This is a genomic window from Planktotalea arctica (genome assembly GCF_002105285.1).
In the GTDB taxonomy this organism is placed as follows: Bacteria; Pseudomonadota; Alphaproteobacteria; order Rhodobacterales; family Rhodobacteraceae; genus Planktotalea; species Planktotalea arctica.
This window is the reverse complement of record NZ_MUHR01000006.1, coordinates 282210-305464: the sequence shown is the minus strand read 5'-3', so window position 1 is coordinate 305464 and position 23255 is coordinate 282210. Positions and strand designations below refer to the sequence as shown.

Here is a 23255-nt window from a genome sequence, read left to right as displayed (position 1 = left end):
TGAGGGCTTTACACCCTGAACGATCTGCCTATTTTGCGCATCACTGGCCCGCGTGATGGAATGGTAGACATAGGGGACTTAAAATCCCTAGGCAGGAATGCCGTGCCGGTTCGAGTCCGGCCGCGGGTACCAGTGATTTAACACAGATGAGCGCATCAATCGCGCACGCCCGCAAACCGTGTTTGCCAGTCTTCGCGCTCGTCGTCGGTGATTTTGCGGAATGTCACTTCCGGCACGGTAAAACCAAGCCCAGCCGGCAATGCGCCAAGGGCGGCTGCGACATCATCGGGCCAAGTGTCATCATCGGTTTGCATTGCCGTCATCAAGGCCGCAGAGGCATCGGGGATAAACGGTTCGGACAGGACAGCGTAGAGGCGGATCAGGTTCAGTGCCATGCGGATTTGCGCCGCCGCCTGATCGGGATCAGTTTTGAAGCTGGACCACGGTGCCGCCTCTTGCAGATACTCGTTGCCAGCAGCCCAGATCGCGCGCAATTCGGAGGCGGACTTGCGCACCTCCATCGCTTCCATGTGTCCCTCGTAGGCGCGAATACGGGTGGTAAGCTCTGCGATCAACGCCTGCTCTGGCGCGCCCCATGTGCCGCCATCGGGGACCACTTCGCCAAATTTGGAGCGGCAGAACTTGGTGACGCGGCTGACGAAGTTACCCAGAACATCCGCAAGATCCTTATTCACCGAGCTTTGGAAATTCTCCCAAGTAAATTCGCTATCGCTGCTCTCTGGCGCATGGCTCAGTAGCCACCAACGCCAATAATCACTTGGCAAAATTTCCAGCGCCTGATCCATGAACACCCCGCGTCCGCGCGACGTCGAGAACTGACCGCCATCATAATTCAGGTAGTTAAAGGATTTGATGTAATCCACCAGCTTCCAAGGCTCGCCCGAGCCAAGGATCGTCACTGGAAAGCTAAGTGTATGAAACGGCACGTTATCCTTGCCCATAAACTGCGTGTAACGCACATCCTGTGCGCCCATATCGGTGCGCCACCAGCGCTGCCAATCGGCGTCAGAGAGACCCTTGGCATCGGTCCATTCATTGGCGCAGGCGATATATTCGATCGGCGCATCAAACCAGACGTAAAAGACTTTGCCCTCCATGCCGGGCCAGTCCGCGTCGCCCTTTTTCACAGGCACGCCCCAGCTCAGATCGCGTGTAATGCCACGATCTTGCAAGCCATCACCGTCATGCAGCCATTTTTTCGCAATCGACGTGGTAAGGATCGGCCAATCGTGCTTGCTCTCGATCCAATCATTTAGCTGGTCTTTCATCAGACTTTGTCGCAGATGCAGATGCTTGGTCTCACGCCGCTCCAAATCGGTCGAGCCTGAAATGGTCGAGCGCGCATCAATCAGATCAATCGGATCAAGCTGCTTGGTACAATTGTCGCATTGATCGCCGCGCGCGCTCTCGAACCCGCAATTGGGGCAAGTTCCTTCGATATAGCGGTCTGGCAAGAAACGCCCGTCGCCATTGGAATAGACCTGATTTTCAGTGACTTCCTCGATCAAGCCTTCGGCGGCAAGGCGCCCGGCAAAATGCTGCGTCAGCTTGCGGTTCTGCTCCGAGCTGGATCGCCCGAAATGATCGAACGACAGGCGAAACCCCTTGGCGATCTCGGCCTGTATTCCCCACATCTCTGCGCAGTATTCATCGACAGGTTTGCCCGCTTTGGCCGCGGCCAGTTCCGCAGGCGTGCCGTGTTCATCCGTGGCGCACAGGAACAACACCTCATTGCCGCGCGCACGCTGGAAACGGGCGAACAGATCCGCAGGCAATTGGCTGCCAACAAGATTGCCGAGGTGCTTGATACCGTTGATATAGGGAATTGCCGATGTGATGAGATGCCGAGCCATGACGCGCCTTTTAGTCTGTGCAGGCTTTTATGTAGCAGCGCCTCGCGTGCTCTGCCAGACCTCAATCCCGCTTGCGCGACTTACCCACCAACCGCCCGATCAGGAATGAGGTGCGCGGCGCATAGACATAGCGCGTTCGATCCTTGACCGTGGAGCGCATTCCCATCCGGATCAATCCGAAGATCACCAGCGCGATATGCCCGACAGCAATCATTGCAAACAACGCAGACGGTCCGTACCAGTTGATCAGATTGGACGACAACAGCGGAGATGCGATCGCGCCGAGCGCAAAGAAAAACATCAGCGCCGCCGACAATTCGACCCGCTCGTCATCCGAGGCAAAGTCATGCGCGTGGGCCGCTGCAACCGAATAGATCGGGAAAGTCGTCAAACCGAAAAACACCGCTCCCCCCATAATCATCGCCGTGCCGCCCGCCCCGATGAACGCGGTCGCGGCGCAGCTTAGAACAGCAGCCGCCGAGAGCCAAATGAGCACCCAGCGGCGGTCATATTTATCTGCAAGCCATCCGATGGGATATTGCGCCAAAGCCCCACCAAAGACGAAAGCGGCCAGAAAATAGGCAATCTGATCAGTGCGCAGCCCGACCTCCTGGCCGTAGATTGGGCCGACCATCCGGAACGATGCGCTTGAGAGCGCTGCCACGATCACCCCCGCCGCCGCCAGCGGCGAGCGCGTGACCGCCAACATGGGCCTCAAACGCGGTGCGCTCGGCGTCACGGGCTGGCTCACCGTCGTCAACGTCAGCGGCAAAAGCGCTGCACAGCACAAAAGCGCAAGCAAGTTGTACGACACATAGGACGCAGGCTCTAATACACCGATCATCAGCTGCGCCACAAGCGACGCACCCATGTCCGCGACGCGGTAAACGCCCATGGTGCGCCCGCGCGTCTCGTTGGTGACTTTGGCCTGCAACCACGCCTCGATCACCGTGTAACAGCCCGCCACGCACAGACCCGATGCAATGCGCATCACCGCCCAGGCATAGGGATCCACAACCAACATATGTGACAAAAGCCCGATGGCCCCGGCAGAGGTGAACGCGGCGAACGCACGGCTATGCCCAACGCTGCCCATCAGGCGCGGCGCCCACCAACACCCTATGAAAAAGCCAAAAAAATGCGCCGAACCAAGCAGGCCTATCTGCGATGTGGTAAACCCCAGCGCAATGCCCGAGAGCGCATCAAGCGGACCGACCCCGCCCGAAGAAAGCTGCAACAATGCCACTGACAAAAACAAGGCCGCAAAGGAGATAAGCATCCGCATAATACAGACCACCCTAACGCGCGCCTGCAGGAACACTATTGCGAATGCGGCGCCAAATGGCAGGTTTACACCCGAAAAATCCACCCTGCCCTTCTTCGGTCTAAAAATACCTCAGAGAGCGCGAGAGACAGCGTCTCTCGCATTGATCGGATCGCTTTAGCGATCCGAGACAATTCAGCTACGGATAACTTTGGAAAAGGTGCCGAAAATCGCCTCATTGGAACAGATCAATTCGCCGTCCGCCATAATATCGCCCTTGGGGTTCAAAGGTTCAATAAACCCCCCCGCTTCGCGCACGATCACGATGCCCGCCGCCATGTCCCAGGAATTGAGCTTGCGTTCCCAATAACCCTCGTAGCGGCCAGCCGCGACATAAGCCAAGTCAAGCGCAGCAGAACCAAAACGGCGCACGCCCGCAACCGCAGGCGCGAGTTTTGCAATGTCCTTAATGGTCAAAGGCAGATCTGCCCGACCACCAAACGGGATACCGGTCGCAAAAATGCTCTCGATCATGGAGTGGCGCGAAGACACGCGCAAACGCTGCTCGTTCATGAATGCGCCTGCGCCTTTTTCGGCGGCAAACAATTCGTCCTTGGACGGATCATAGATTACGCCCGCGACGATCTGGCCTTTGTGCTCCAACGCAATCGAGACGGCCCAATGCGGCAAACCGTGAAGAAAATTCGTGGTACCATCAAGCGGATCGACGATCCAGCGGCGCGTGGGGTCTGCGCCCTCATCCTCTCCGCCCTCTTCGGCAAGCCAGCCGTAGGTGGGGCGTGCCTCCATCAACTCGTCCTTGATGATCTTCTCTGCCGAAAGGTCCGCTTTGCTGACGAAGTCTCCAGCGCCTTTGCGCGAGACTTGGAGGTTTTCCACTTCGCGAAAGTCCTTGGCAAGGCTACGTCCGGCCTTGCGCGCCGCTTTGATCATCACGTTTAGATTTGCGCTGCCTTGCATGGCGTTCCGGTCCTTGAAATTTAGATGGGTCAGGCGCGCGGTATAGGCAGGGGCGCGCCATTTGCCAAGCGCTTAAGCGTTTTGCAATCTCGCGCTCTCGATCTTTGCGAGGCGGATCAGGTCAATCATATAGGGCTTGGTAATATCCTCGACCCGAGTAGCAGCAAAAAGCTGACGGGTGAGGCCATCTTCGGTCAGGGGGCGCGTGACGTAGTCTGAGGAATATTTGACCTCGCGCACGACCCAGTCAGGCAGCACCGAAATGCCGCGATTGGATGCGACGAGCAGCAGAATGACAGCGGTCAATTCCACTTGACGAATACTGGCCGGCTCGACCTTGGCGGGGGTCAAAAGCTGGCTGAAAATATCAAGCCGCGCGCGATCGACAGGGTATGTAATAAGCGTCTGCCCTCTGAAATCTACCGCGTCTATAAAGGGTTTCGTGGCAAGGGGGTGCTGCGCGGAGGCGACGAAAACCGGCGCATAATCAAATAGATGAGTGAACTGCACGCCCTTCATTGTCTCGGGGTCAGAGCTGACAACCAGATCAACTTCTTCCTTTTGCAGCGCGGGCAGCGCATCGAAGGCAAGGCCGGGGCGTATGTCCACATCAACGTCGGGCCAGAGTTTGCGAAACCCCTCCAGCACAGGAAACAGCCACTCGAAACAGGCGTGGCATTCGATCGCGATGTGAAGCCGCCCCGAACTGCCCGAGCGCAGCCCGGTGAACTCGTCCTGTAGCGCTTCGATCTCCGGCAAAATCTTCTCAGCCAGCCGCAACAGGCGAAACCCCGCTGGCGAGAGTTTCATCGGCTTGGAGCGGCGCACGAACAATTCGACCCCGGCTTGATCTTCAAGTCCTTTGATCTGATGACTAAGCGCGCTTTGGGTGATGTGTAGTTGCTCGGCGGCCTTGGCCAGCCCACCATTGTCGTGAATCGCTTTGATCGTGCGCAGGTGGCGGAACTCGATATGCAAAATCAATGATCCTCATAATGGTGTTGAATGTTATGAAGTTGTCTCACAGCCGCGCAGATGCGACAAGAATGAAATTCATAAAGAAAGCCACAATCATGAACGCGCCGACAGTTTCTTTCGAGTTCTTCCCTCCGCAAAACCTGGAGGCGTCATTTCGGCTTTGGGACACGGTGCAGACGCTGGCGCCGCTCGATCCCTCCTTTGTCTCCGTCACATACGGCGCGGGCGGCACCACGCGCGATCTGACCCGCGATGCGGTGGCGACTTTGCATAAATCAAGCGGCCTCAATGTGGCCGCGCATCTGACCTGCGTCAACGCAACGCGAGAGGAAACACTGGCCATCGCACGCGATTTCGCCGAAGCTGGCGTGCGTGAAATCGTGGCTTTGCGCGGCGATGCGCCCAAAGGTCAAGACAGGTTCACCGCTATGGCGGGCGGTTTTGCCAACTCGCTCGAGTTGATTGAAGCACTTGCGGCTACGGGCGATTTCAAAATTCGCGTTGGTGCTTATCCTGATCGCCACCCCGAAGCGGCGAGTGCGCGCGCAGATATCGACTGGCTCAAGGCCAAGTTAGATGCGGGTGCATCCGAGGCGATTACGCAGTTTTTCTTTGAAGCGGACACATTTTTCCGCTTTCGCGACGACTGCGCAGCGGCTGGTATCACGGCACCGATTATTCCGGGTATCCTGCCGATTGAAAGCTGGAAAGGAACACGTAACTTTGCCAAGCGCTGCGGAACGAAAGTTCCAGCCTGGATGGAAGACGCCTTTGACAAAGCCGAACGTGACGGACGCAGTGATCTGCTTGCAACAGCAATCTGCACAGAGCTGTGCTCCGAATTGATGGACGGCGGTGCCCCAGCTCTGCATTTCTACACGCTCAACCGCCCCGAGCTGACGCGCGATGTGTGCCATGCGCTAGGCGTGACGCCCAAGCTGGAATTGCAAAACGTCGCGTAACTGCGATTGCAGGCAAAGACTGCTCCTTCTAGCCTAAGCGACAAGAGGAGAGCCGCCCATGTTTTATGCCCAAAGCCCTGACGATCTTTTGTCCCTTGCTGACGTGCTTGGCCTGTCCGGTCTGGACTTCATGCAAGGGATTTTGGAGGGGCGTCACCCCGCCCCTCCCATCGGGAAAACGCTTAATTACAAGCTAAATGCGGTTGAGGAAGGGCGCACCGTGTTTCGCGGCGCGCCATTGTTTGATCATTGCAACCCCATGGGCACGGTGCATGGCGGCTGGTACGGAACGCTTCTCGATAGTGCCATGGCCTGCGCGGTGATGACCAAAGTTCCCAAGGGCAGCGTCTATACCACCCTAGAATACAAGATAAATATCTTGCGGCCGATCCCTTTGGGCCAAGAGATTGATGCGATTGGCATGACAGATCACACAGGGCGCTCAACGGGGATTGCACATGGCGAGATCAGAGGCGTTGAAGATGGCAAGCTCTACGCCACAGGCTCCACCACTTGCATTATCATGACCCCGAAGGATTAAGCGCTGCGCGCTTTGCTTAGTCGTTGCTTCAGACGCGCGGCAATGCCTGCACGCGGCGGCGATGGCGGCTGGCGTTGCTCACGCGCGTGAACAGAGTGGTGCAGCCGCTCGCAAGTGCCGCAAGCGATATCGCGGCGGCGACGGATCAGGAACAATTTGCCAAAACCACGCCATGTGCTGACCGATGCCGCACGCGGGTTTTGCTCATAGCGCACACGCCAGTTGTCAGGCAGATGCAGCCCGCAGCTCTCCATCCGCTCCAGCATCCAGACCAGCGGGATATTGGCCAGCGGGCGCGCAGCCTCGAACCCACCGAGTTGCCCGCCGACATCGCCGTGCGTGCCGGGGAACCAGACCTGTTCAATACGTCCCTGCCAATCTTCAGGGCAGGTCCAGAGCACAGGAGAATAAGTGTTGCGCGTCTCGTCGCGCGCCAGCGCATGAAAGCCATGGCGGATCGAGCGGCCAAGATCATGGTTATGAAAATCGTGCTTCGGCGCGCTCCAGCGCCACAGGACAGGCAGCCCATTGCCCAGCGCCTTAACCGTATCCCAAACACCGACCATTTCGATCGGGGCCTCGTCGTGGCAGTGTTCCTGCGCAAAGTGGGTTAGGCCAGCATCATCATGCCAGCTTTCGTAAATGCGGTAAATTGTACGGATATTACGTTCTTCGGAATGTTCGGATTTCAATAGGCCAACACGGTCGATCACCCCTGCTAGCGAGCGCGCGGCAAAGGCACCGCGCGAATAGCCTAGCAGAAAAATACGATCGCCCGGGCGATAGCGCGAGGCGAGAAATCCGTATGCACGGCGGATCTGGCGATTGATCCCTCGCCCCATCATCACATCAGGCGCAGAGCGCAAGCCGCGCCATTGTACACCCGCCTCATAATAAAGCGACAGATCGGGCGAGGCTTCGCTAAGCAGCTTATAGGTGCGCCCCGCGTTGGTTTCCTGCCCCTCGTCCAGCGAGGACATGGTGCCATCAAGAATCACCACATGGGTCTGCGCCGCGCGCGCAGTTGAGCGCGGACTTTGACGGCGACGGCGCAGTGCGCCCGAAAGCCAAAGGGATATGCGCTTACTCAGACGCAAGTTTACCCGCCTTTAACATTTGCCACATACGATGCGGCGTGAAGGGCATATCGACTGTTTCGATACCAAGGGGCGCAACCGCGTCCTGCACAGCATTGGCAATCGCGGCAAGCGCACCGACTGTACCCGCTTCGCCGCAGCCTTTCATCCCCATGGGGTTGGTTTTGGTCGGCACCGCTTCTGTTGCAAAGGAAATCATCGGCAGATCATCGGCGCGCGGCATCGCGTAGTCCATAAAACTTGCCGTGAGCAGCTGGCCATCCTCGTCATAAACAACCCGCTCAGTCAGCGCTTGGCCAAGGCCCTGAGCAACGCCGCCATGGACCTGCCCCGCGACTAGCATAGGATTGATAAGGTTGCCAAAGTCATCAACGACTGTGTAGCGATCAACCACTGTTACGCCCGTGGCGGGGTCAATCTCTACTTCAGCCACATGGGCGCCATTGGGGAAGGATCGTGCGTCCAGCGTGATGCGCGCTTCATGGGACAGCAGATCCGTGCGCCCCTCAGCGCGTGCAAGCTCTGCCACTTCTACCATCGTGTAGCTCTCGTTAGAACCATCTGCTCTAAAGGCCTCGTCATCAAACATGACACTCTCCTCACTCACGCCCATCTTATCCGCTAAGAATGGCGTAAATTGGGCGATCATCGCTTCGACCGTAGCAAGCGTTGCAGTGTTCTGCACCGTTACAGAGCGCGAACCACCCGTGCCACCTCCCGTGGGGATGCGATCACTGTCACCCTGAATGACATCAATTTTATTCAAAGCGATGCCGGATTGATCCGACAGGAACTGCGCATAGACCGTTTCATGGCCCTGCCCGTTACTTTGAGTGCCGACATATATGCTCACACGGTCCTCGCTTTCGAAAAACACAACTTTGGCGGTTTCCGAAGGATCACCCAAAATGCTTTCGATATAGTAACAAAGCCCCATTCCGCGCAGCATACCGTTTGCAGCGCTCGCGTTGCGCCGGTTCTCGTAGCCCGCATGATCGGCGCGGGTTTGTGCAACGCCGAGCACACGATCGAACTCTCCGATGTCATAGGTCACATCAGCGGCAGTGGTGTAGGGAAAGGCCTCCGGCGCAATAAAGTTACGGCGGCGCAGCGCCCATGGGTCAACACCCAGCGCGCGCGCTGCGTAATCCATCGAGCGTTCCAGCACATAGATTGCTTCTGGGCGGCCCGCGCCGCGATACGCATCGACCTGCGTGGTGTTGGTGAACACGCCCTCCACGTGCAGATAGACTGCTTGCACGTCATAACAGCCCGTCAGAACCTTAGAGAACAGATCGGTCTGGATCGGCTGCGCGAATTGCGAGTTATACGCACCCATATTTGCGATAGAGTGGACCTTGTAGGCCACCAACTTGTGATCTGCGTCAAACCCCATTTCGACGCGGCTGCACAGATCGCGGCCCGCATTATCCGATAGCATCGCCTCGGTGCGCTCCGACATCCAGCGCACCGGCTTATCCAGCGCGCGTGCAGCAGCGGCGCAGATGGCATATTCAGGATACATCATCGCCTTCATCCCGAAACCGCCGCCCGTGTCGGGGTTTGTGACGCGGATATCTTCAGGGTCGACATTCAGATGCTTGGCAAGCTGCGCTTTTGGTGCCCAGACCCCCTGCCCGTTGATCGCGACATGCACGCGGCCGTCCTCGATTTCAGCATAGCAACCGCGCGGCTCCATCGAGTTGACGATGATCCGGTTGTCCTCGATCTCGCAGGAAATGCGGTGCGCCGCGCTGGCGATCGCGCTCTCGAAGGCGTCCTCATCCCCAAGGTCCCAGTCAAAGGCGCGGTTCTCCGGGGCCGCTTCGTGCAAGGCCTCGCCGCCAAAGGACAGGCCAAGATGCGCAGGCAGGTCGGTGTAGTCAAACTCGATCAACTCGGCGGCGTCTTTGGCCTGAAGATAAGTGTCGGCGAAAATCATCGCGACCGGTTCGCCAACAAAGCGCACGTGATCCTTGGCCAGCAGAGGGCGCATGGGCGCAGCGGCGCGGCTGCCATCACGATTTTTCAGCACGCTCGCCTGCATTTTGAGCGTAACGCCCAGCGCTTCAAGATCACGCGCTGTGACAACCATTTGAACGCCCTCAGCGGCGCGCGCGTCATCGACATTCAGCCCGTCAATGACGCCATGGGCGACGGGTGAGCGAAATACATAGCCGAACAGCGCATCTTTGGGCGCGATATCATCGACATAACGCCCCGCGCCGGTCAGAAACCGCATATCCTCGGTCCGCTTTACCGGCTGACTTTTTCCAAATTTTTCCATGCTGAGGCGCCCCTTATTGAAGGGGTCAACTTAGCCTGCGCGCGGCCAGTGTCCAGAGGCCTGCATCGCGCCGCTTTCGAGCACGCGGGTGGTGCCGTACCCGTTGAACTGCGTGGTGAGCGAGAGCGAGTAAGCGCCTGCCCCGTCAAGGATCAGATAATCGCCGTCGGTGACGGTGTTCGGCACCGCCACCTCTTCGGGAATACGGTCCAGCGAATCGCAGGTGGGGCCAAAAATAATGGCGCGGGAGGTCGGGCCTGCTTTGACTTTGCCATCGCTGCCGATCCATCGCAGGCGCGTGCCTAGCCCGATATCGCGCGCTTCCGCCAATGCGCCGTAAACACCATCATTGAGGAAGAGCGCGCCGTCCGTGCTGCGCCGCCATTTCACGCGCAGCGCCAGTGTATAAGCCTGTGCCACCATGGCGCGGCCCGGCTCGCAGACCAACGCTGGTGCATCCTCGCCAAAGGCCTCTGCGGCGGCGTCATGGACCGCGTCGAACACCTGCTCCAGATCAGGGGCGCAGCTCGCGCGCTGGATCGGGAAACCGCCCCCGACGTTCAAGCGCGCGAGGGTCACGCCCGCGCGCTTGGCTATCTGCGCACATTCTGTGACATATCCCGCCCAAGCCGAAGGATCTTCGCATTGCGTTCCCGGGTGAAAGGTCATGGATGTACGCAAGCCCCGCGCCGCGACCACGCGCAGTAAATCTTCAGCATCTTGCGGGCACGCGCCAAACTTGGCACCGAAATCATAGGTTGCTCCCTTGATGGGCAAATGCAGGCGCACCGAAATCTCTGTGTCCGCGTCCAATGCCCCCAGTCGATACAGGCTATCAAGGCAATCCACCGAGAACGAGCGCACGCCGAGCGCCTTGGCCGCCGCCACCTCATCGTGCGAGCGCACGGGATTGTTGTAGTGCAAAATTGCCGCTGGCGCGCAGGCCCGTACGCGGTGCATTTCAGGCACGGAAGCTACATCGAACGTATGCAGCCCCGCCTCGATCAAGCCGCGCAGCACCGCGTCGCTGTCATTGGCCTTGACCGCGTAGGTCACCAGCCCGTTGAACCCCGCCTGAAACCGCTTGGCCGTTTGCTGCAACGCACTTTGCGAGAACACGTAGAACGGCACATCGGGCGCTTCGATCGCAAGGTAGTTTTCAAGCACGAAGCCTGTGTCTTGGCGAATGCGGGCATGGATCATCGGGCAAACCTGTTATTGTCGTTCATCCTAGGCTGACCTAGAAAACGCTCGATATCTTACGGCAATTTGGGCATAATCGGGTAAACTTAGGGCAATACGACGAAACTATGCAACAATTTGACGATACCGACACCCGCCTTCTGTCCCTGCTGCGCAGCAATGCGCGCAGGCCCGTCTCCTCGCTCGCCAGCGAACTCGGGATCGCGCGCACCACAGTGCAGGCGCGCCTTGAACGTTTGGAACGTAGTGGAGCGATCAAAGGATATACCCTGCGCGAGGGGGCGCAATCCCAAGCGCTGATCCGCGCAACGGCGCTCGTCTCCATCGAGCCGCGCAGCGGGCCTAACGTGCTTGCTTTGCTAAAACGCTTGTCACAGGTGGAGCGCGTGCACACCGTCTCAGGCCGCTTCGATATGATCGTGCAGATCGCAGCGAAGGACACCGAAACGCTAGACGCTGCGCTGGACGAAATCGGTGCGACGCGCGGCGTGCTCAGCTCGGAAAGCCTGATTCATCTCAGCACCAAGATCGAGCGCGCTCCGCTTTAACGCAGGATTGGTGCGCGGCCCTTCCCCTTGCCACGCGCATTCGATATCAGAGCGGCAACTCAAGAATTTGATGCAAGGGGGCCGATCCCATGGCCATGGAAAAGAACTTCGACGCGAGCAGTGCTGAAACCCGTCTGTATGACGCTTGGGAAAAGGCGGGCTGTTTCAAGGCGGGCGCGAATGCCAAGCCGGAGGCCTCCACCTTTTGCATCATGATCCCGCCCCCGAATGTCACAGGTGTGCTCCACATCGGCCATGCGTTCAACAACACGCTGCAGGATATTCTGATCCGCTGGAAGCGCATGCAGGGATTCGACACGCTCTGGCAGCCCGGCACCGATCACGCAGGCATCGCCACGCAAATGGTTGTGGAGCGCAAGCTGGCCGAAACAGGCCAGCCAAGCCGCGTCGAGATGGGTCGTGAGAAGTTTCTAGAGAAGGTCTGGGAGTGGAAGGCCGAGAGCGGCGGCACGATTATAAACCAACTCAAGCGTCTTGGCGCGAGTTGCGATTGGGATCGCGAAGCCTTCACCATGTCTGGTGCCCCAGGTGCGCCCGAAGGCGAGGAAGGCAATTTCCATGATGCAGTGATCAAAGTCTTCGTCGAGATGTACAACAAGGGCCTGATCTATCGCGGCAAGCGTTTGGTGAACTGGGATCCGCATTTCGAGACTGCGATTTCCGATCTTGAGGTCGAGAATATCGAGGTTGCAGGGCACATGTGGCACTTTAAGTACCCTTTGGCGAATGGTGCGACATATGAGTTTATTGAGCAAGATGAAGACGGGAACGTCACGCTGCGTGAGACGCGTGATTACATTTCCATAGCGACCACGCGGCCCGAGACGATGCTGGGCGACGGCGCGGTTGCGGTGCATCCCTCGGACGAGCGGTACGCCCCGATTGTCGGGATGCTGTGCGAGATTCCGGTGGGTCCGAAAGAGCATCGCCGCTTGATCCCGATCATCACGGACGAATACCCTGACAAGGATTTTGGATCAGGTGCGGTGAAAATCACTGGTGCGCATGATTTCAACGACTACCAAGTCGCCAAGCGGGGCGGCATTCCCATGTATAACCTCATGGACACCAAGGCCGCGATGCGCAGCGACGGCAAGCCATATGCCGAGGAAGCTGCGATTGCCCAAGCGATTGCCAATGGCGCGCAAGAGTTCGACGAGGCGATGATCGCCGCGATGAACCTTGTTCCCGATGAATACCGCGGCATGGATCGGTTCGAGGCGCGCAAAAAGGTTGTCGCGGATATTTCTGCCGAGGGTCTTGCTGTGATGGTCGACGTCACGCGCACCGTGAAGGATGAAGACGGCGTTGAGAGCGATGTGACCGAAACGGTTCCCTATGTGGAAGCTAAGCCGATCATGCAGCCGTTTGGCGATCGCTCTAAGGTGGTGATCGAGCCGATGCTGACCGATCAATGGTTTGTTGAGACCTCCAAGATTGTTGAGCCTGCTCTGGAAGCTGTGCGCTCTGGCGCGACGAAGATCATGCCCGAGAGTGATAAGAAGGTGTATTTCCACTGGTTGGAGAATATCGAGCCTTGGTGCATTTCCCGTCAGCTTTGGTGGGGGCATCAGGTGCCGGTTTGGTATGGGCCTAGCCTAAATGAATTAAACTCTTCTTCATCTGAGAAACCTATTTTCGAACCAATGGCGTTCTGTGGCTCCTCATTTGATCAAGTTTCAGAAATTGCTGGTGAATATTATGGAGCCGATGTCGAGATTAGGGATCATCCACAGGATGGCGGCACCATGCAATATGGCTCGGGTCGCTCGGGAGGAAAACTGCAGTTCGTTTCGTTGCGCCGCGACCCCGACGTTCTCGACACATGGTTCTCCTCTGGCCTCTGGCCTATCGGCACACTCGGCTGGCCTGAGCAGACGGATGAGCTGAGCAAATACTTCCCGACCTCAACCCTGATTACAGGCCAAGACATCCTATTCTTCTGGGTCGCGCGGATGATGATGATGCAGCTTGCCGTCGTGGATGAAGTGCCGTTCGACACGGTTTACCTCCACGGCCTCGTGCGCGATGCCAAGGGCAAGAAAATGTCCAAATCCACGGGCAATGTGGTGGATCCGCTTGAAATAATTGACGAATATGGCGCGGATGCGCTGCGCTTCACCAATGCGTCGATGGCCTCGCTCGGCGGCGTTCTCAAACTCGACACCAAACGCATCGAGGGCTATCGCAATTTCGTCACCAAACTCTGGAACGCAGGCACATATGGAGATTTCAAAGGCACGTTCGAGGTTCCACATACGGACGGCGTGCCTGAAACCGCCCTGCCCCTGAACAAATGGATCAAAGGCGAGATCGCCAAGACCCGCGAGACCGTGGACGCGGCGCTGGAAACCTATCGTTTCAACGATGCGGCCAACACGCTTTATAGCTTTGTGTGGAACACCTTTTGCTCGCAATATTTGGAGTTCACCAAGCCTGTTCTGGACGGGAACGACGCGGCAGCAGCAGCGGAAACAAAAGCCACGTTCGCATGGGCGCTGGATCAATGTTTGATCCTCTTGCACCCGATCATGCCATTTGTGACCGAAGAAATCTGGGGCCTCAAAGCACGGCCCACAATGCTCGTTCACGCCCCTTGGCCGACCTACACGGCGGCGGAGCTGGTGGATACGCAGGCGGACGCAGACCTGTCATGGACCGTTGCGATGATCGAGAGCATCCGCTCTGCGCGCGCGCAAATGAATATTCCCGCAGGCTCGTTTATTCCATTGGTTGTCAAAGGGATGGACGGGGCGACACAAAGCACGTGGGACCAGAACGAGGCGTTGGTCAAACGCTTTGCGCGCATTGAAAGTCTAAGCCATGTGGACGATCTACCGAAAGGCACTGTTGCTTTGGCGGTGTCTGGCGGCACGTTCGGACTGCCCCTGGAAGGCGTGATTGATGTGGACGCGGAAAAGGCACGGCTGGAGAAGACACTGGGCAAACTGGCTAAGGAATTGGGTGGCCTTCGCGGCCGTTTGAACAACCCCAAGTTCGCCGCAAGCGCCCCTGCCGAAGTACTTGCCGAGACGCGCGCCAATCTGGGACTGCGCGAGGACGAAGAGGCCAAGCTGAACGAGGCGCTCGCGCGGCTTGCTGAAATCGGATGAAGGATGAGGGCACCAGATTTTCAAGAAAATCTGGGCCTTCGATTTTTTGCGAAAAACCGCGCTACCCGAACTTGGGGGCGCGTTTTTGGATATTTGCCATCACCGCTTCCATCTGATCGGGCTTGCCGATCAGCGTGGCCTGCGCGCGCGATTCCTCTAGCAAGGCCGCGTCGGGCGCGTTTTGAAGCGCATATGTCACGAGGGCTTTGCCTGCACGTATGGCGGACGGGCTTTTGCTAGCGATGAGCCTTGCCAGTTCCCGCGCGCGTTCGAGCGGCGTGTCCGTGATTTCTGTGACGAGGCCGTAAGTCTGTGCCTCTGCTCCCGTAAATTCCTCGCCTGTATAGGTCAACCGGCGCAGCACGTCCGCGCGCATGAGCGCGGGCCAGAGCACCATGCCGCCCATGTCCGGCACAAGGCCCCATTTCATTTCCAGGATCGACATGCGCGTATCGGGCGCTGCGATGCGAATATCCGCGCCAGAAGCGATTTGCAGACCCGCGCCGAAACAAACGCCATGCAGCGCTGCAATTACAGGCATTTCCAACTGTTGCCAGATCATGCTGACGTGTTGGTAATCATTGGATGGGCCATGGGTGCGCGGCATCATGATGTCCATGGGATCGCCGCTGGCAAGCGCTGCAAAACTGGCCACATCAAGGCCCGCACAGAACGCATCACCTTGCCCCGAAAGCACAACAGCGCGCACATCAAGGTTGCCGCGCAGCGCTTCGCCCGCTGTGATGAGGCTCGTGAGCATATCAGGATCAACCGCGTTCATTTTATCGCCGCGCGAAAGTTCGACGTGGGCGACGTGATCGGTGATGGTCGTGGTGACGCGCGACATGGGCTGGCTCCTGTAATTTTCGCCATAGCTACCCTCGGGAGCTTGGCAAAGAAAAGCGAAACGTCAGGGCACAGAAGCAATCCACGCCTAAGGCACGAGTTTATCCACGGCCCGCATCATCCCCAGTGATTTGTCATAGACCAACGTCAAAATGCGCCGTCCACCGGTCTTGGCGGCAATCTGCGGCAACGCGCGTACAGAACCAGCGGCGATCGCGCTGGCGATAAATCCTCTACGGGTCAGCTTCATGGCTTATCCCTCCAGTTGCGAGTGAATCTCATGTGGGCACAGCCACGTGCGATTTCAACCTTGCCCCCTTTTCGCGCAGGCTCTACCCATTCGCCCATGACACATCCCCGCTATACCGCCCTCGCCCAGACTTTGCCTGCCGCCGTGCCCTTCATCGGCCCCGAAGCGCAGGAACGCAGCCGCGGCGCGCCCTTCAAAGCCCGCCTTGGGGCCAATGAAAACGGCTTTGGTCCTTCGCCCTTGGTTCTTGAAACAATCAAGGCCCACGCACATGAAGCGTGGATGTACGGCGAACCCGAAAGCTATGATCTGCGCACAGCCCTTGCCGCCCATCATGGGATCGGCGTGCAAAATATCGTTGTAGGTGAAGGTATTGACGGTTTGCTTGGCTACCTCGCTCGGCTTGTGATCGAGCAGGGCGACTGCGTCGTCACCTCCGAGGGGGCGTATCCCACGTTCAACTATCATGTAGCCGGTTTTGGCGGTGTGCTTCAAAAAGTGCCCTACAAGAATGATCACGAGGACCCCGATGCGCTGCTGGCAAAAGCGCACGAAACGGGCGCAAAGCTGATCTATCTTGCCAATCCCGACAACCCGATGGGGACCTGGCACGAGGGCCGCGTGATCGAGCAGATGGCGGCAAACCTGCCAGAGGGCTGCCTATTGGTGCTGGACGAAGCCTATGTTGATCTCGCGCCCGAAAGCACCGCTGCCGAGCTGCCCATAGACCACCCCGGTGTGATCCGCATGCGCACGTTTTCAAAGGGCTATGGCCTTGCAGGCATGCGCGTGGGCTATGCCATGGGCGCACCCGATCTGATCCGCGCCTTCGAAAAAATCCGCAATCATTTCGGCATGAACCGCCTTGCCCAGATCGCCGCGCTGGCGGCGCTGAAGGATCAAGCCGGCCTGCGCAACATTCAGGCGCAGGTGGAGCGGTCTAAACAGCACATAGCCGCAATTGCACAGGAAAACGGGCTAAGCGCCCTGCCCTCGGCCTCCAATTTCGTCGCGGTAGATTGCGGCAAGGATGGTACCTTCGCGCGCGCGGTTCTCGCAAGCCTGATTGCGCAGGGCATCTTTGTGCGCATGCCCTTCGCTGCGCCGCAAGATCGCTGCGTTCGCATCAGCTGCGGACCTGAGGCAGAAATGGACCTTGTCGCAAACGCCCTGCCTGTCGCGCTGCAAAGCGCGGGCAACACCTGACGCAGCACAGATTAGCCGCGCCTAAATCGAGAGTGCCTTCGCCGCGCCGTCAAGCGCGCCGCCCCCGAAGGGAATATCGAGCGCTTCGAACCCCGCCTGCATGCTGGCCAGCGTGCCAAGCACCATATGCGCGTTCACATGCCCCATGTGACCTATACGCAGAAACCCCTCGCCCAAGGGATCATCCGGCTCGGACATGCCAAGACCGATGCCCAGCGTGACGCCTGCCTCATGCTCGCTCCAGCGGCGCAAGCTCTTGCCGTGCGGCGTGCCAAGGCGCAGCGCCGTCACCGCACAGGAGCGATGCGCGCGATCCGCCACATTCAATGTCAAAGGACCGCCTTGCCCCCAAGCCTCGCAGGCTGCCCAAACCGCGCTGGCCAGTCTTTCATGGCGCGCCCAGACAGCCTCCATCCCCTCGGCGTGGATCAGATCGAGCGCGGCGCGCAGACCGTAAATGTGATGCGTCGGGGCCGTGCCGCCGAAATACTGGAAGAAATGCGCAGGCTGCGCGCGCGGCGTCCAATCCCAATAACGGCTGACCCGCTTCATTCGCGTGCGCACATCCGCCGCGCGATCATTAAAGAAAACGACCCCTAGGCCGGGCGTCACCATTAGACCCTTTTGACTGGCCGTGACCATCACATCCACGCCCCATGCGTCCATCTCGAAGCGATCACAGCCGAGCGAGGCGATACAATCCGCCATCAGCAGCGCCGGATGCCCCGCCGCATCAAGCGCCGCGCGCACCGCTGCGATATCGCTCTTGATCGAGGTGGAAGTGTCCACATGAACCGCCAGAACCGCCTTGATCTTATGGGCCGTATCTGCGCGCAGCCGCGCCTCGATCGCTCCGGCGTCCATCGGGGACTTCATCCCGAAATCTATCAATTCGACCTGTGCGCCAAGCCCGCTCGCCATCTCGCCCCAGCCCTCGCAAAAGCGCCCCGTCGAGGGGATCAGCACCAGATCATCCTGTGCAATCACATTGCTCAGCGCCGCCTCCCAAGCCGCATGTCCGTTGCCCATGTAGATCGCCACATGGTGATCCGTGCGCGCGACGCGGCGCAGATCAGCGATCAGATCGGGCATCATATCCACCAACTCGCCTTCATAGATATTGGGCGAGGCGCGGTGCATTGCGCGCAAGACCGCGTCCGGCACGACCGAGGGACCGGGAATGGCAAGATAAGTACGACCATTGGCGAGAGACATACAGATAACTCCGATTTGAATTGCGCCGACATTAGCCGCGCGCGCGGCGCCGTCAACTGGCCCCGCAAAAGGGCGAGCGCTTGCACCACCCCCGCCCAGAGTCTACATGGCGCTCAAGGCCCCTATCGGCAGGACGGATCAATGCTCAAGACCCTCGGCAAGAAACTCAGCACCTGGGAGCGCAACTGGCGCTATTCCTTCGGCATGAACATCACCGATCCCGACGAGCGGCGCAAATCCAAGTGGCACTACAACCTGTTTGATCACGCCTTTCTGCGGGTGCCATGGACCAACTTCTACCGCGTGTCCGATGGCGTGTGGCGCTCCAACCAGCCCACGCATAAACGCTTCATGCGTTACCGCGATATGGGGATCAAATCGGTGATCAACCTGCGCGGCACCGATATTCGCGCACACTACCTCTTCGAGGAAGAAAGCTGCCGTATCCTCGGGCTAAAGCTGCACAACTCAAAGCTCTGGGCGCGCACGGCGGCGAACCGCGAGAACATCGTCGCGGTGATTGACCTTATGCGCACGGTACAGCGTCCCTTTATGTTCCACTGCAAATCCGGCGCGGATCGCGCGGGTTTTTGCGCAGCGATGTATCAAATGGTGTTCGACAATGTCCCTGTTCAGGAAGCGCGCAAGCAACTCTCGATCAAGTTCATCCACCTGAAATGGACCAAGACCGGCGTTCAGGGCTATATCCTCGATGTTTTCGAGGCGCGCCAAGCCAAGGGCAAAATTGATTTCGAGACCTGGATACGCACCGAATACGACAACGATGTCATTCAGGAAGGCTTTGACAGCAAGACGCCGCCCGCGCAGATTGCCTGACATGGCCACTCCCGATCATTCAAGCCGCGCGCTTTTGCGCTGGCTCTGGCGCAGTTACCTCAGCCGCCATTTCTGGATGCTCTTGCTGGCGACATTCTTTATGGCGCTGGAGGGTTCGATGCTCGGCCTGCTGAGCTGGATGATGAAACCGATGTTCGATCTGGTCTTCCTCGAGGGGGATCAAAACGCTCTTTGGTGGGTAGGTTTCGTCATTCTTGGGATATTTCTGGTGCGCGCGGGCGCGTCGGTGATCCAGAAAGTCATCCTGACGCGGATTTCCCAGCAATCTGAAGCGGATATGCGCGGCGATCTGCTCAGCCACCTGATGCGCCTCGATGTCAGCTTTCACCAGATCAACGCGCCCGGCACTTTGATGCAGCGCGTCATCGGCGATGTCTCTGCCGTCTCGCAAGTCTGGAACGCAATCATAACCGGCGCAGGGCGCGATCTGGTGGCGGTAATCGTCCTTTTCGGCGTTGCGATGAGCGTGGATTGGCGCTGGACCGCCGTTGCACTCATCGGCGTGCCTTTGCTGGTGTTGCCCTCGCTCATTGCGCAGCGCTTCGTGCGCCGTCACTCGCGCACGGCGCACCAGATCGCGGCACGTCAGTCGGGCCGCCTCGATGAGGTGTTTCACGGCATCATCCCCGTCAAACTCAACCGCCTCGAGGATTATCAATCGCGCCACTACGCCAAGCTGAACGCCGCGCGCGTCGAGGTCGAAGTCACCACATCCCTGGGCAAAGCGGCTATTCCCGGCCTGATTGATGCCATGTCCGGCGTCGGTTTCCTCGGCGTGCTCATCTATGGCGGCGGCGAAATCATCTCCGGCGAAAAGACCGTGGGCGAGTTCATGGCCTTCTTCACCGCCCTCGGCTTTGCCTTCGAGCCTCTGCGCCGCCTTGGCACCATCACCGGCGTCTGGGAAGCCGCCGCCGCTGGCATCGAGCGCGTGATGGAACTCCTCGCGCTGGAACCCGTGCATAAAACCCCCGCCAATCCCGTCGCCGCCCCCACAGGCACGCCCGAAATCACCCTGAACGATGTGCGCCTCAGCTACGGCGACACGCCCGTGCTACGGGGCACAACCTTCACCGCGGCTGCGGGCAGGACCACTGCCCTCGTCGGGCCCTCTGGCGCGGGTAAATCCACGATCTTCAACGTGCTCACCCGCCTTACCGACCCGCAGGGCGGCCAAGCCCTCATCGGAGGCGTACCGGTCACCGACATGGCCCTCGCCGAGTTGCGCGACCTCTTCTCCGTAGTCTCGCAGGACGCGCTCCTCTTCGACGAGTCTTTACGCGAAAACATCCTTCTCGGGCGCACGGACGTCAGCGATGCGCAGCTCAAAACCACGCTCGACGCCGCCCATGTCTCCGATTTTCTTGCGCAGCTTCCAAATGGCCTCGATACCGCCGTCGGCCCGCGCGGCTCTGCCCTCTCGGGCGGCCAACGCCAACGGGTCGCCATAGCGCGCGCGCTCCTGCGCGACACGCCGATCTTGCTGCTCGATGAAGCCACTTCAGCCCTTGATGCTCAATCCGAAGCCGTTGTCCAAGCCGCGCTGGAACGCCTCTCCGAGGGGCGCACGACGCTGGTGATCGCCCACCGCCTCTCCACGATCCGCAATGCCGATCAGATCGTCGTCATGGAGGCGGGCGAAGTAGTGGAACAAGGCACTCATGACAGCCTGCTTAAAGCGGCCAAGACCTACGCTTCCCTGCACAACCTTCAGGCCAAAGCCTAAACGCCTCGCTTCATCTTGCCTTTCAAACTCATCCGCATTCTCAAGCGGCACTAAGGCCTGCGGTACTGCGCCGCCAGCCGCTCCACAGGCACCCCCGCAAAATAGCGGAGCAAGGTCCAAAGATTGCGCCCGCCCCGCCACAGCCAGCCCGCTTTTTGATATTTTTGCGCGCTCGTCACCGCCCGCGCATCCAAGCCGCGCAGCCGCCCGCTTAGCGCACGCGCCATCGCCACATCTTCCATCAAGGGCATATCTTCATAACCCCCTACCTCTTGATATACCGCACGCGAAATCAACAACCCCTGATCACCATAAGGCAGACCAAGCACGCGCGAGCGCAGGTTCGCCCAGCCCGCCACGATGCGCGCAGGCATCCCGCCAGAGGCAAAAGCCAGCTTGAAATAGCCGGCCTCAGAGCGCTGCAAGTGCGCCGCCGCCACATCGCTCCAACCCGCCTGCAACTGCGTGTCAGCGTGCAGCGCCAATATCCACTCGCCCTTGGCCACGGCGCAACCCCGCCTCAACTGCCCCCCGCGCGAGGGTGCGCCGCTCACCCAGAGCGCGCCAATCTCCTCGGCGATCTGCCGCGTTGCATCGTTTGACCCACCATCGCTCACGATTAACTCTCGGATCAGCCCCACCTCGACAGCCTCCATCAAAGCAGCAGCACAACCCGCCAGCACGTCGCCCGCGTTCAAAACCGGTATCACCACAGAAATCGGCGCGCGCATGGCCTTGCCCCTTCTCACTTCATCCCGTCCCGCCTATATCAAGCATAGGCCCTAAGGGAGAGCAAAATGACCCAACCCACCGACCGTCGCCTGCTACGCATCACCGGCTCTGATGCCAAAACCTTCCTGCAAGGCCTTTTGAGTAACGATTTAGACAAGATCGAACAGGGCCTCGTCTACACCGCGATGCTCACCCCCCAGGGCAAATACCTCGCGGATTTCTTCGTGCTGCGCGATGGCGATGCCATCCTGCTCGACACGGATGCGCAGCAAACCGATATGCTCGTCAAACGCCTCACCATGTATAAACTGCGCGCCGATGTCACCATCACAGAAGGTGCGCGACACATGACGCGTGGCCTTGACCCAATGCCCGCTGGGGCCTTTGCAGATCCGCGCCATCCTGCCTTGGGCTGGCGCGCATACGACGGGCAGCCCGGCGATGACACCGATTGGACCGCGCTCGAAGTGCTGCATATCATCCCTCAAGCAGGGATCGAACTCACCCCCGACAGCTTCTTGCTTGAAATGGGCTTTGAGCGCCTGAACGGCGTAGACTTCAAAAAGGGCTGTTATGTCGGGCAAGAAGTCACCGCGCGCATGAAACACAAAACCGAACTGCGCAAAGGTCTCGCGCAGGTCGACATCATTGGCGAGGCCCCGCTCGGCACTCAGATCACCACAGATGCAGGCAAACCCGCGGGAACGCTTTTTCGCCAATCGGGCGTCAAAGCCCTCGCCTACTTGCGCTTTGACCGCGCTACCGGCCCCCTCAACGCGAAAGACGCGCAGATCACCTACGCGCCTTAACCTTCTCTGGTCTCGAAGTACCTCGAGGCTTGGGGCAGAGCCCCAAATCCGCCTGCCCCCGGGCAGGCTAAACCTGTGAGCGCCCGTAGGCGCTCGCAATCAGATTACGCCCTCTCGGAATAATCCATCGTGTCGGTATTGACCACGATGCTCTCGTCCTGCCCCACAAAAGGCGGCACCATGACCTTGATCCCGTTTTCCAGAATGGCCGGCTTGAAACTCTTCGCTGCGGTCTGACCTTTCACGACAGGCTCCGTCTCGGCCACTTTGCACGTCACCTTTTGCGGTAACGTTGCATGCAGTGCCTCGGCTTCATGAAACTCCACCACGATCGTCATACCGTCTTGCAGAAAGGGGCGTCGATCCCCCAGCAGCGCGGCGGGCAATTCAATCTGCTCGTAGGTTTCCGTGTCCATGAACACCAGCATACCGTCACTCTCGTAAAGGAACTGCTGGTCTTTCTGTTCGAGGCGGACCTTCTCGACTTTATCCGCGCTGCGAAAGCGCTCGTTAAGCTTCGATCCGTTGCGCAGGTTGCGCATCTCGACCTGAGCGAACGCGCCACCCTTGCCGGGCTTGACGTGATCGACCTTAACGGCGGCCCAAAGGCCCCCATTGTGCTCCAGAACATTTCCGGGGCGAATTTCGTTTCCGTTGATCTTAGGCATATGTGTCAAAACCATGGCAAAAGGTTGATGAAATCTTGAGGCTCCCTATATCTGGAGGGTCGCTCCCGTGCAAGAT

20 protein-coding genes and 1 tRNA gene are annotated in these 23255 nt (G+C 58.9%); 9 read left to right on the top strand and 12 right to left on the bottom strand.

Features of this window, described 5'->3' with window-relative positions; genetic code table 11:
* Window positions 1-46 precede the first annotated feature (46 nt).
* A tRNA-Leu gene (locus B9P63_RS08760) sits at window positions 47-132 on the top strand.
* A 23-nt stretch (window positions 133-155) separates the two neighbouring features.
* Here B9P63_RS08760 and metG read toward each other — a convergent pair.
* The 4 genes from metG to B9P63_RS08740 all read right to left on the bottom strand — a co-directional run bounded on the left by metG (window position 156) and on the right by B9P63_RS08740 (window position 5097).
* Complete coding sequence (gene metG, locus B9P63_RS08755; protein WP_085308162.1) at window positions 156-1874, bottom strand: methionine--tRNA ligase; 1719 nt, start codon at window positions 1872-1874, stop codon at window positions 156-158.
* 61 nt (window positions 1875-1935) lie between these two features.
* Window positions 1936-3159 (bottom strand): MFS transporter, encoded by a 1224-nt coding sequence (locus B9P63_RS08750; protein ID WP_085308338.1) that lies wholly within the window; start codon window positions 3157-3159, stop codon window positions 1936-1938.
* Between the two features lie 174 nt (window positions 3160-3333).
* A complete protein-coding gene (locus B9P63_RS08745) occupies window positions 3334-4119 on the bottom strand; it encodes an inositol monophosphatase family protein (RefSeq protein ID WP_085308161.1) in 786 nt (261 codons plus the stop codon).
* Between the two features lie 72 nt (window positions 4120-4191).
* Window positions 4192-5097 (bottom strand): LysR family transcriptional regulator, encoded by a 906-nt coding sequence (locus B9P63_RS08740; RefSeq protein ID WP_085308337.1) that lies wholly within the window; start codon window positions 5095-5097, stop codon window positions 4192-4194.
* Between the two features lie 95 nt (window positions 5098-5192).
* On the opposite strand from B9P63_RS08740, the gene metF reads away from it, so the two are divergent.
* Together metF and B9P63_RS08730 are read left to right on the top strand one after the other, a co-directional pair.
* On the top strand, window positions 5193-6059 hold the full coding sequence (metF, locus tag B9P63_RS08735; RefSeq protein ID WP_085308336.1) for a methylenetetrahydrofolate reductase [NAD(P)H]: 867 nt from the start codon (window positions 5193-5195) through the stop codon (window positions 6057-6059).
* A 58-nt stretch (window positions 6060-6117) separates the two neighbouring features.
* On the top strand, window positions 6118-6600 hold the full coding sequence (locus B9P63_RS08730; protein ID WP_085308160.1) for a PaaI family thioesterase: 483 nt from the start codon (window positions 6118-6120) through the stop codon (window positions 6598-6600).
* On the opposite strand, the gene B9P63_RS08725 is transcribed toward B9P63_RS08730, so the two are convergent.
* Genes B9P63_RS08725 through B9P63_RS08715 form a run of 3 tightly spaced genes read right to left on the bottom strand, consistent with a single transcriptional unit; the run spans window position 6597 to window position 11187 of the window.
* Window positions 6597-7697, bottom strand: a complete 1101-nt coding sequence (locus B9P63_RS08725) for a DUF2235 domain-containing protein (RefSeq protein WP_425439739.1) — start codon at window positions 7695-7697, stop codon at window positions 6597-6599. The genes B9P63_RS08730 and B9P63_RS08725 overlap by 4 nt on opposite strands.
* The gene (locus B9P63_RS08720; protein ID WP_085308159.1) at window positions 7684-9984 is read right to left on the bottom strand and encodes a xanthine dehydrogenase family protein molybdopterin-binding subunit; all 2301 of its coding nucleotides are present in this window, start codon (window positions 9982-9984) and stop codon (window positions 7684-7686) included. The genes B9P63_RS08725 and B9P63_RS08720 overlap by 14 nt, the downstream gene beginning before the upstream one ends.
* 30 nt (window positions 9985-10014) lie before the next feature.
* The gene (locus tag B9P63_RS08715) at window positions 10015-11187 is read right to left on the bottom strand and encodes a type III PLP-dependent enzyme (protein ID WP_085308158.1); all 1173 of its coding nucleotides are present in this window, start codon (window positions 11185-11187) and stop codon (window positions 10015-10017) included.
* Window positions 11188-11294: 107 nt separating this feature from the next.
* Here B9P63_RS08715 and B9P63_RS08710 point away from each other — a divergent pair, with 107 nt between their 5' ends.
* Both B9P63_RS08710 and B9P63_RS08705 read left to right on the top strand, forming a co-directional pair.
* Window positions 11295-11735, top strand: coding sequence for an Lrp/AsnC family transcriptional regulator (locus tag B9P63_RS08710; protein WP_085308157.1), 441 nt, complete (start codon window positions 11295-11297; stop codon window positions 11733-11735).
* A gap of 89 nt (window positions 11736-11824) precedes the next feature.
* Window positions 11825-14869, top strand: coding sequence for a valine--tRNA ligase (locus B9P63_RS08705; RefSeq protein WP_085308156.1), 3045 nt, complete (start codon window positions 11825-11827; stop codon window positions 14867-14869).
* Window positions 14870-14930: 61 nt separating this feature from the next.
* On the opposite strand, the gene B9P63_RS08700 is transcribed toward B9P63_RS08705, so the two are convergent.
* Both B9P63_RS08700 and B9P63_RS08695 read right to left on the bottom strand, forming a co-directional pair.
* Window positions 14931-15716 carry a crotonase/enoyl-CoA hydratase family protein gene (locus tag B9P63_RS08700; RefSeq protein ID WP_085308155.1) on the bottom strand — a complete coding sequence of 262 codons (786 nt, stop codon included), beginning with the start codon at window positions 15714-15716 and terminating at the stop codon, window positions 14931-14933.
* An 87-nt stretch (window positions 15717-15803) separates the two neighbouring features.
* Window positions 15804-15965: a Tat pathway signal protein gene (locus tag B9P63_RS08695; protein WP_085308154.1), complete on the bottom strand. Its 162-nt coding sequence runs from the start codon at window positions 15963-15965 to the stop codon at window positions 15804-15806.
* 96 nt (window positions 15966-16061) lie between these two features.
* Between B9P63_RS08695 and B9P63_RS08690 the strand changes: the two genes are divergently transcribed.
* Window positions 16062-17171 carry a pyridoxal phosphate-dependent aminotransferase gene (locus B9P63_RS08690; protein ID WP_085308153.1) on the top strand — a complete coding sequence of 370 codons (1110 nt, stop codon included), beginning with the start codon at window positions 16062-16064 and terminating at the stop codon, window positions 17169-17171.
* Between the two features lie 21 nt (window positions 17172-17192).
* Here B9P63_RS08690 and B9P63_RS08685 read toward each other — a convergent pair whose 3' ends face one another.
* On the bottom strand, window positions 17193-18386 hold the full coding sequence (locus tag B9P63_RS08685) for a pyridoxal-phosphate-dependent aminotransferase family protein (RefSeq protein WP_085308152.1): 1194 nt from the start codon (window positions 18384-18386) through the stop codon (window positions 17193-17195).
* A 141-nt stretch (window positions 18387-18527) separates the two neighbouring features.
* Between B9P63_RS08685 and B9P63_RS08680 the strand changes: the two genes are divergently transcribed.
* Entirely contained in the window at window positions 18528-19223 is a 696-nt protein-coding gene (locus B9P63_RS08680; RefSeq protein ID WP_085308151.1) for a fused DSP-PTPase phosphatase/NAD kinase-like protein, read from the top strand.
* Between the two features lies 1 nt (window position 19224).
* Complete coding sequence (locus tag B9P63_RS08675) at window positions 19225-20970, top strand: ABC transporter ATP-binding protein (RefSeq protein ID WP_085308150.1); 1746 nt, start codon at window positions 19225-19227, stop codon at window positions 20968-20970.
* 50 nt (window positions 20971-21020) lie between these two features.
* Here B9P63_RS08675 and B9P63_RS08670 read toward each other — a convergent pair whose 3' ends face one another.
* Window positions 21021-21701, bottom strand: coding sequence for a TIGR04283 family arsenosugar biosynthesis glycosyltransferase (locus tag B9P63_RS08670; RefSeq protein WP_085308149.1), 681 nt, complete (start codon window positions 21699-21701; stop codon window positions 21021-21023).
* Between the two features lie 66 nt (window positions 21702-21767).
* Between B9P63_RS08670 and ygfZ the strand changes: the two genes are divergently transcribed.
* Window positions 21768-22511, top strand: a complete 744-nt coding sequence (gene ygfZ / locus B9P63_RS08665; protein WP_085308148.1) for a CAF17-like 4Fe-4S cluster assembly/insertion protein YgfZ — start codon at window positions 21768-21770, stop codon at window positions 22509-22511.
* Window positions 22512-22615: 104 nt separating this feature from the next.
* Here the strand turns inward: ygfZ and efp are convergent, their stop codons facing one another.
* The gene (gene efp, locus B9P63_RS08660; RefSeq protein WP_085308334.1) at window positions 22616-23179 is read right to left on the bottom strand and encodes an elongation factor P; all 564 of its coding nucleotides are present in this window, start codon (window positions 23177-23179) and stop codon (window positions 22616-22618) included.
* Window positions 23180-23255: the final 76 nt, after the last annotated feature.

Coding starts and splice junctions, on each gene's coding strand:
- B9P63_RS08700 (WP_085308155.1), bottom strand. CDS start 15,716: ATGTCGCGCGTCACCACGACCATCACCGATCACGTCGCCCACGTCGAA.
- B9P63_RS08715 (WP_085308158.1), bottom strand. CDS start 11,187: ATGATCCATGCCCGCATTCGCCAAGACACAGGCTTCGTGCTTGAAAAC.
- B9P63_RS08705 (WP_085308156.1), top strand. CDS start 11,825: ATGGCCATGGAAAAGAACTTCGACGCGAGCAGTGCTGAAACCCGTCTG.
- metG (WP_085308162.1), bottom strand. CDS start 1,874: ATGGCTCGGCATCTCATCACATCGGCAATTCCCTATATCAACGGTATC.
- B9P63_RS08685 (WP_085308152.1), bottom strand. CDS start 18,386: ATGTCTCTCGCCAATGGTCGTACTTATCTTGCCATTCCCGGTCCCTCG.
- ygfZ (WP_085308148.1), top strand. CDS start 21,768: ATGACCCAACCCACCGACCGTCGCCTGCTACGCATCACCGGCTCTGAT.
- B9P63_RS08745 (WP_085308161.1), bottom strand. CDS start 4,119: ATGCAAGGCAGCGCAAATCTAAACGTGATGATCAAAGCGGCGCGCAAG.
- B9P63_RS08750 (WP_085308338.1), bottom strand. CDS start 3,159: ATGCGGATGCTTATCTCCTTTGCGGCCTTGTTTTTGTCAGTGGCATTG.
- B9P63_RS08670 (WP_085308149.1), bottom strand. CDS start 21,701: ATGCGCGCGCCGATTTCTGTGGTGATACCGGTTTTGAACGCGGGCGAC.
- B9P63_RS08675 (WP_085308150.1), top strand. CDS start 19,225: ATGGCCACTCCCGATCATTCAAGCCGCGCGCTTTTGCGCTGGCTCTGG.
- B9P63_RS08695 (WP_085308154.1), bottom strand. CDS start 15,965: ATGAAGCTGACCCGTAGAGGATTTATCGCCAGCGCGATCGCCGCTGGT.
- efp (WP_085308334.1), bottom strand. CDS start 23,179: ATGCCTAAGATCAACGGAAACGAAATTCGCCCCGGAAATGTTCTGGAG.
- B9P63_RS08730 (WP_085308160.1), top strand. CDS start 6,118: ATGTTTTATGCCCAAAGCCCTGACGATCTTTTGTCCCTTGCTGACGTG.
- B9P63_RS08720 (WP_085308159.1), bottom strand. CDS start 9,984: ATGGAAAAATTTGGAAAAAGTCAGCCGGTAAAGCGGACCGAGGATATG.
- B9P63_RS08690 (WP_085308153.1), top strand. CDS start 16,062: ATGACACATCCCCGCTATACCGCCCTCGCCCAGACTTTGCCTGCCGCC.
- B9P63_RS08680 (WP_085308151.1), top strand. CDS start 18,528: ATGCTCAAGACCCTCGGCAAGAAACTCAGCACCTGGGAGCGCAACTGG.
- B9P63_RS08710 (WP_085308157.1), top strand. CDS start 11,295: ATGCAACAATTTGACGATACCGACACCCGCCTTCTGTCCCTGCTGCGC.
- metF (WP_085308336.1), top strand. CDS start 5,193: ATGAACGCGCCGACAGTTTCTTTCGAGTTCTTCCCTCCGCAAAACCTG.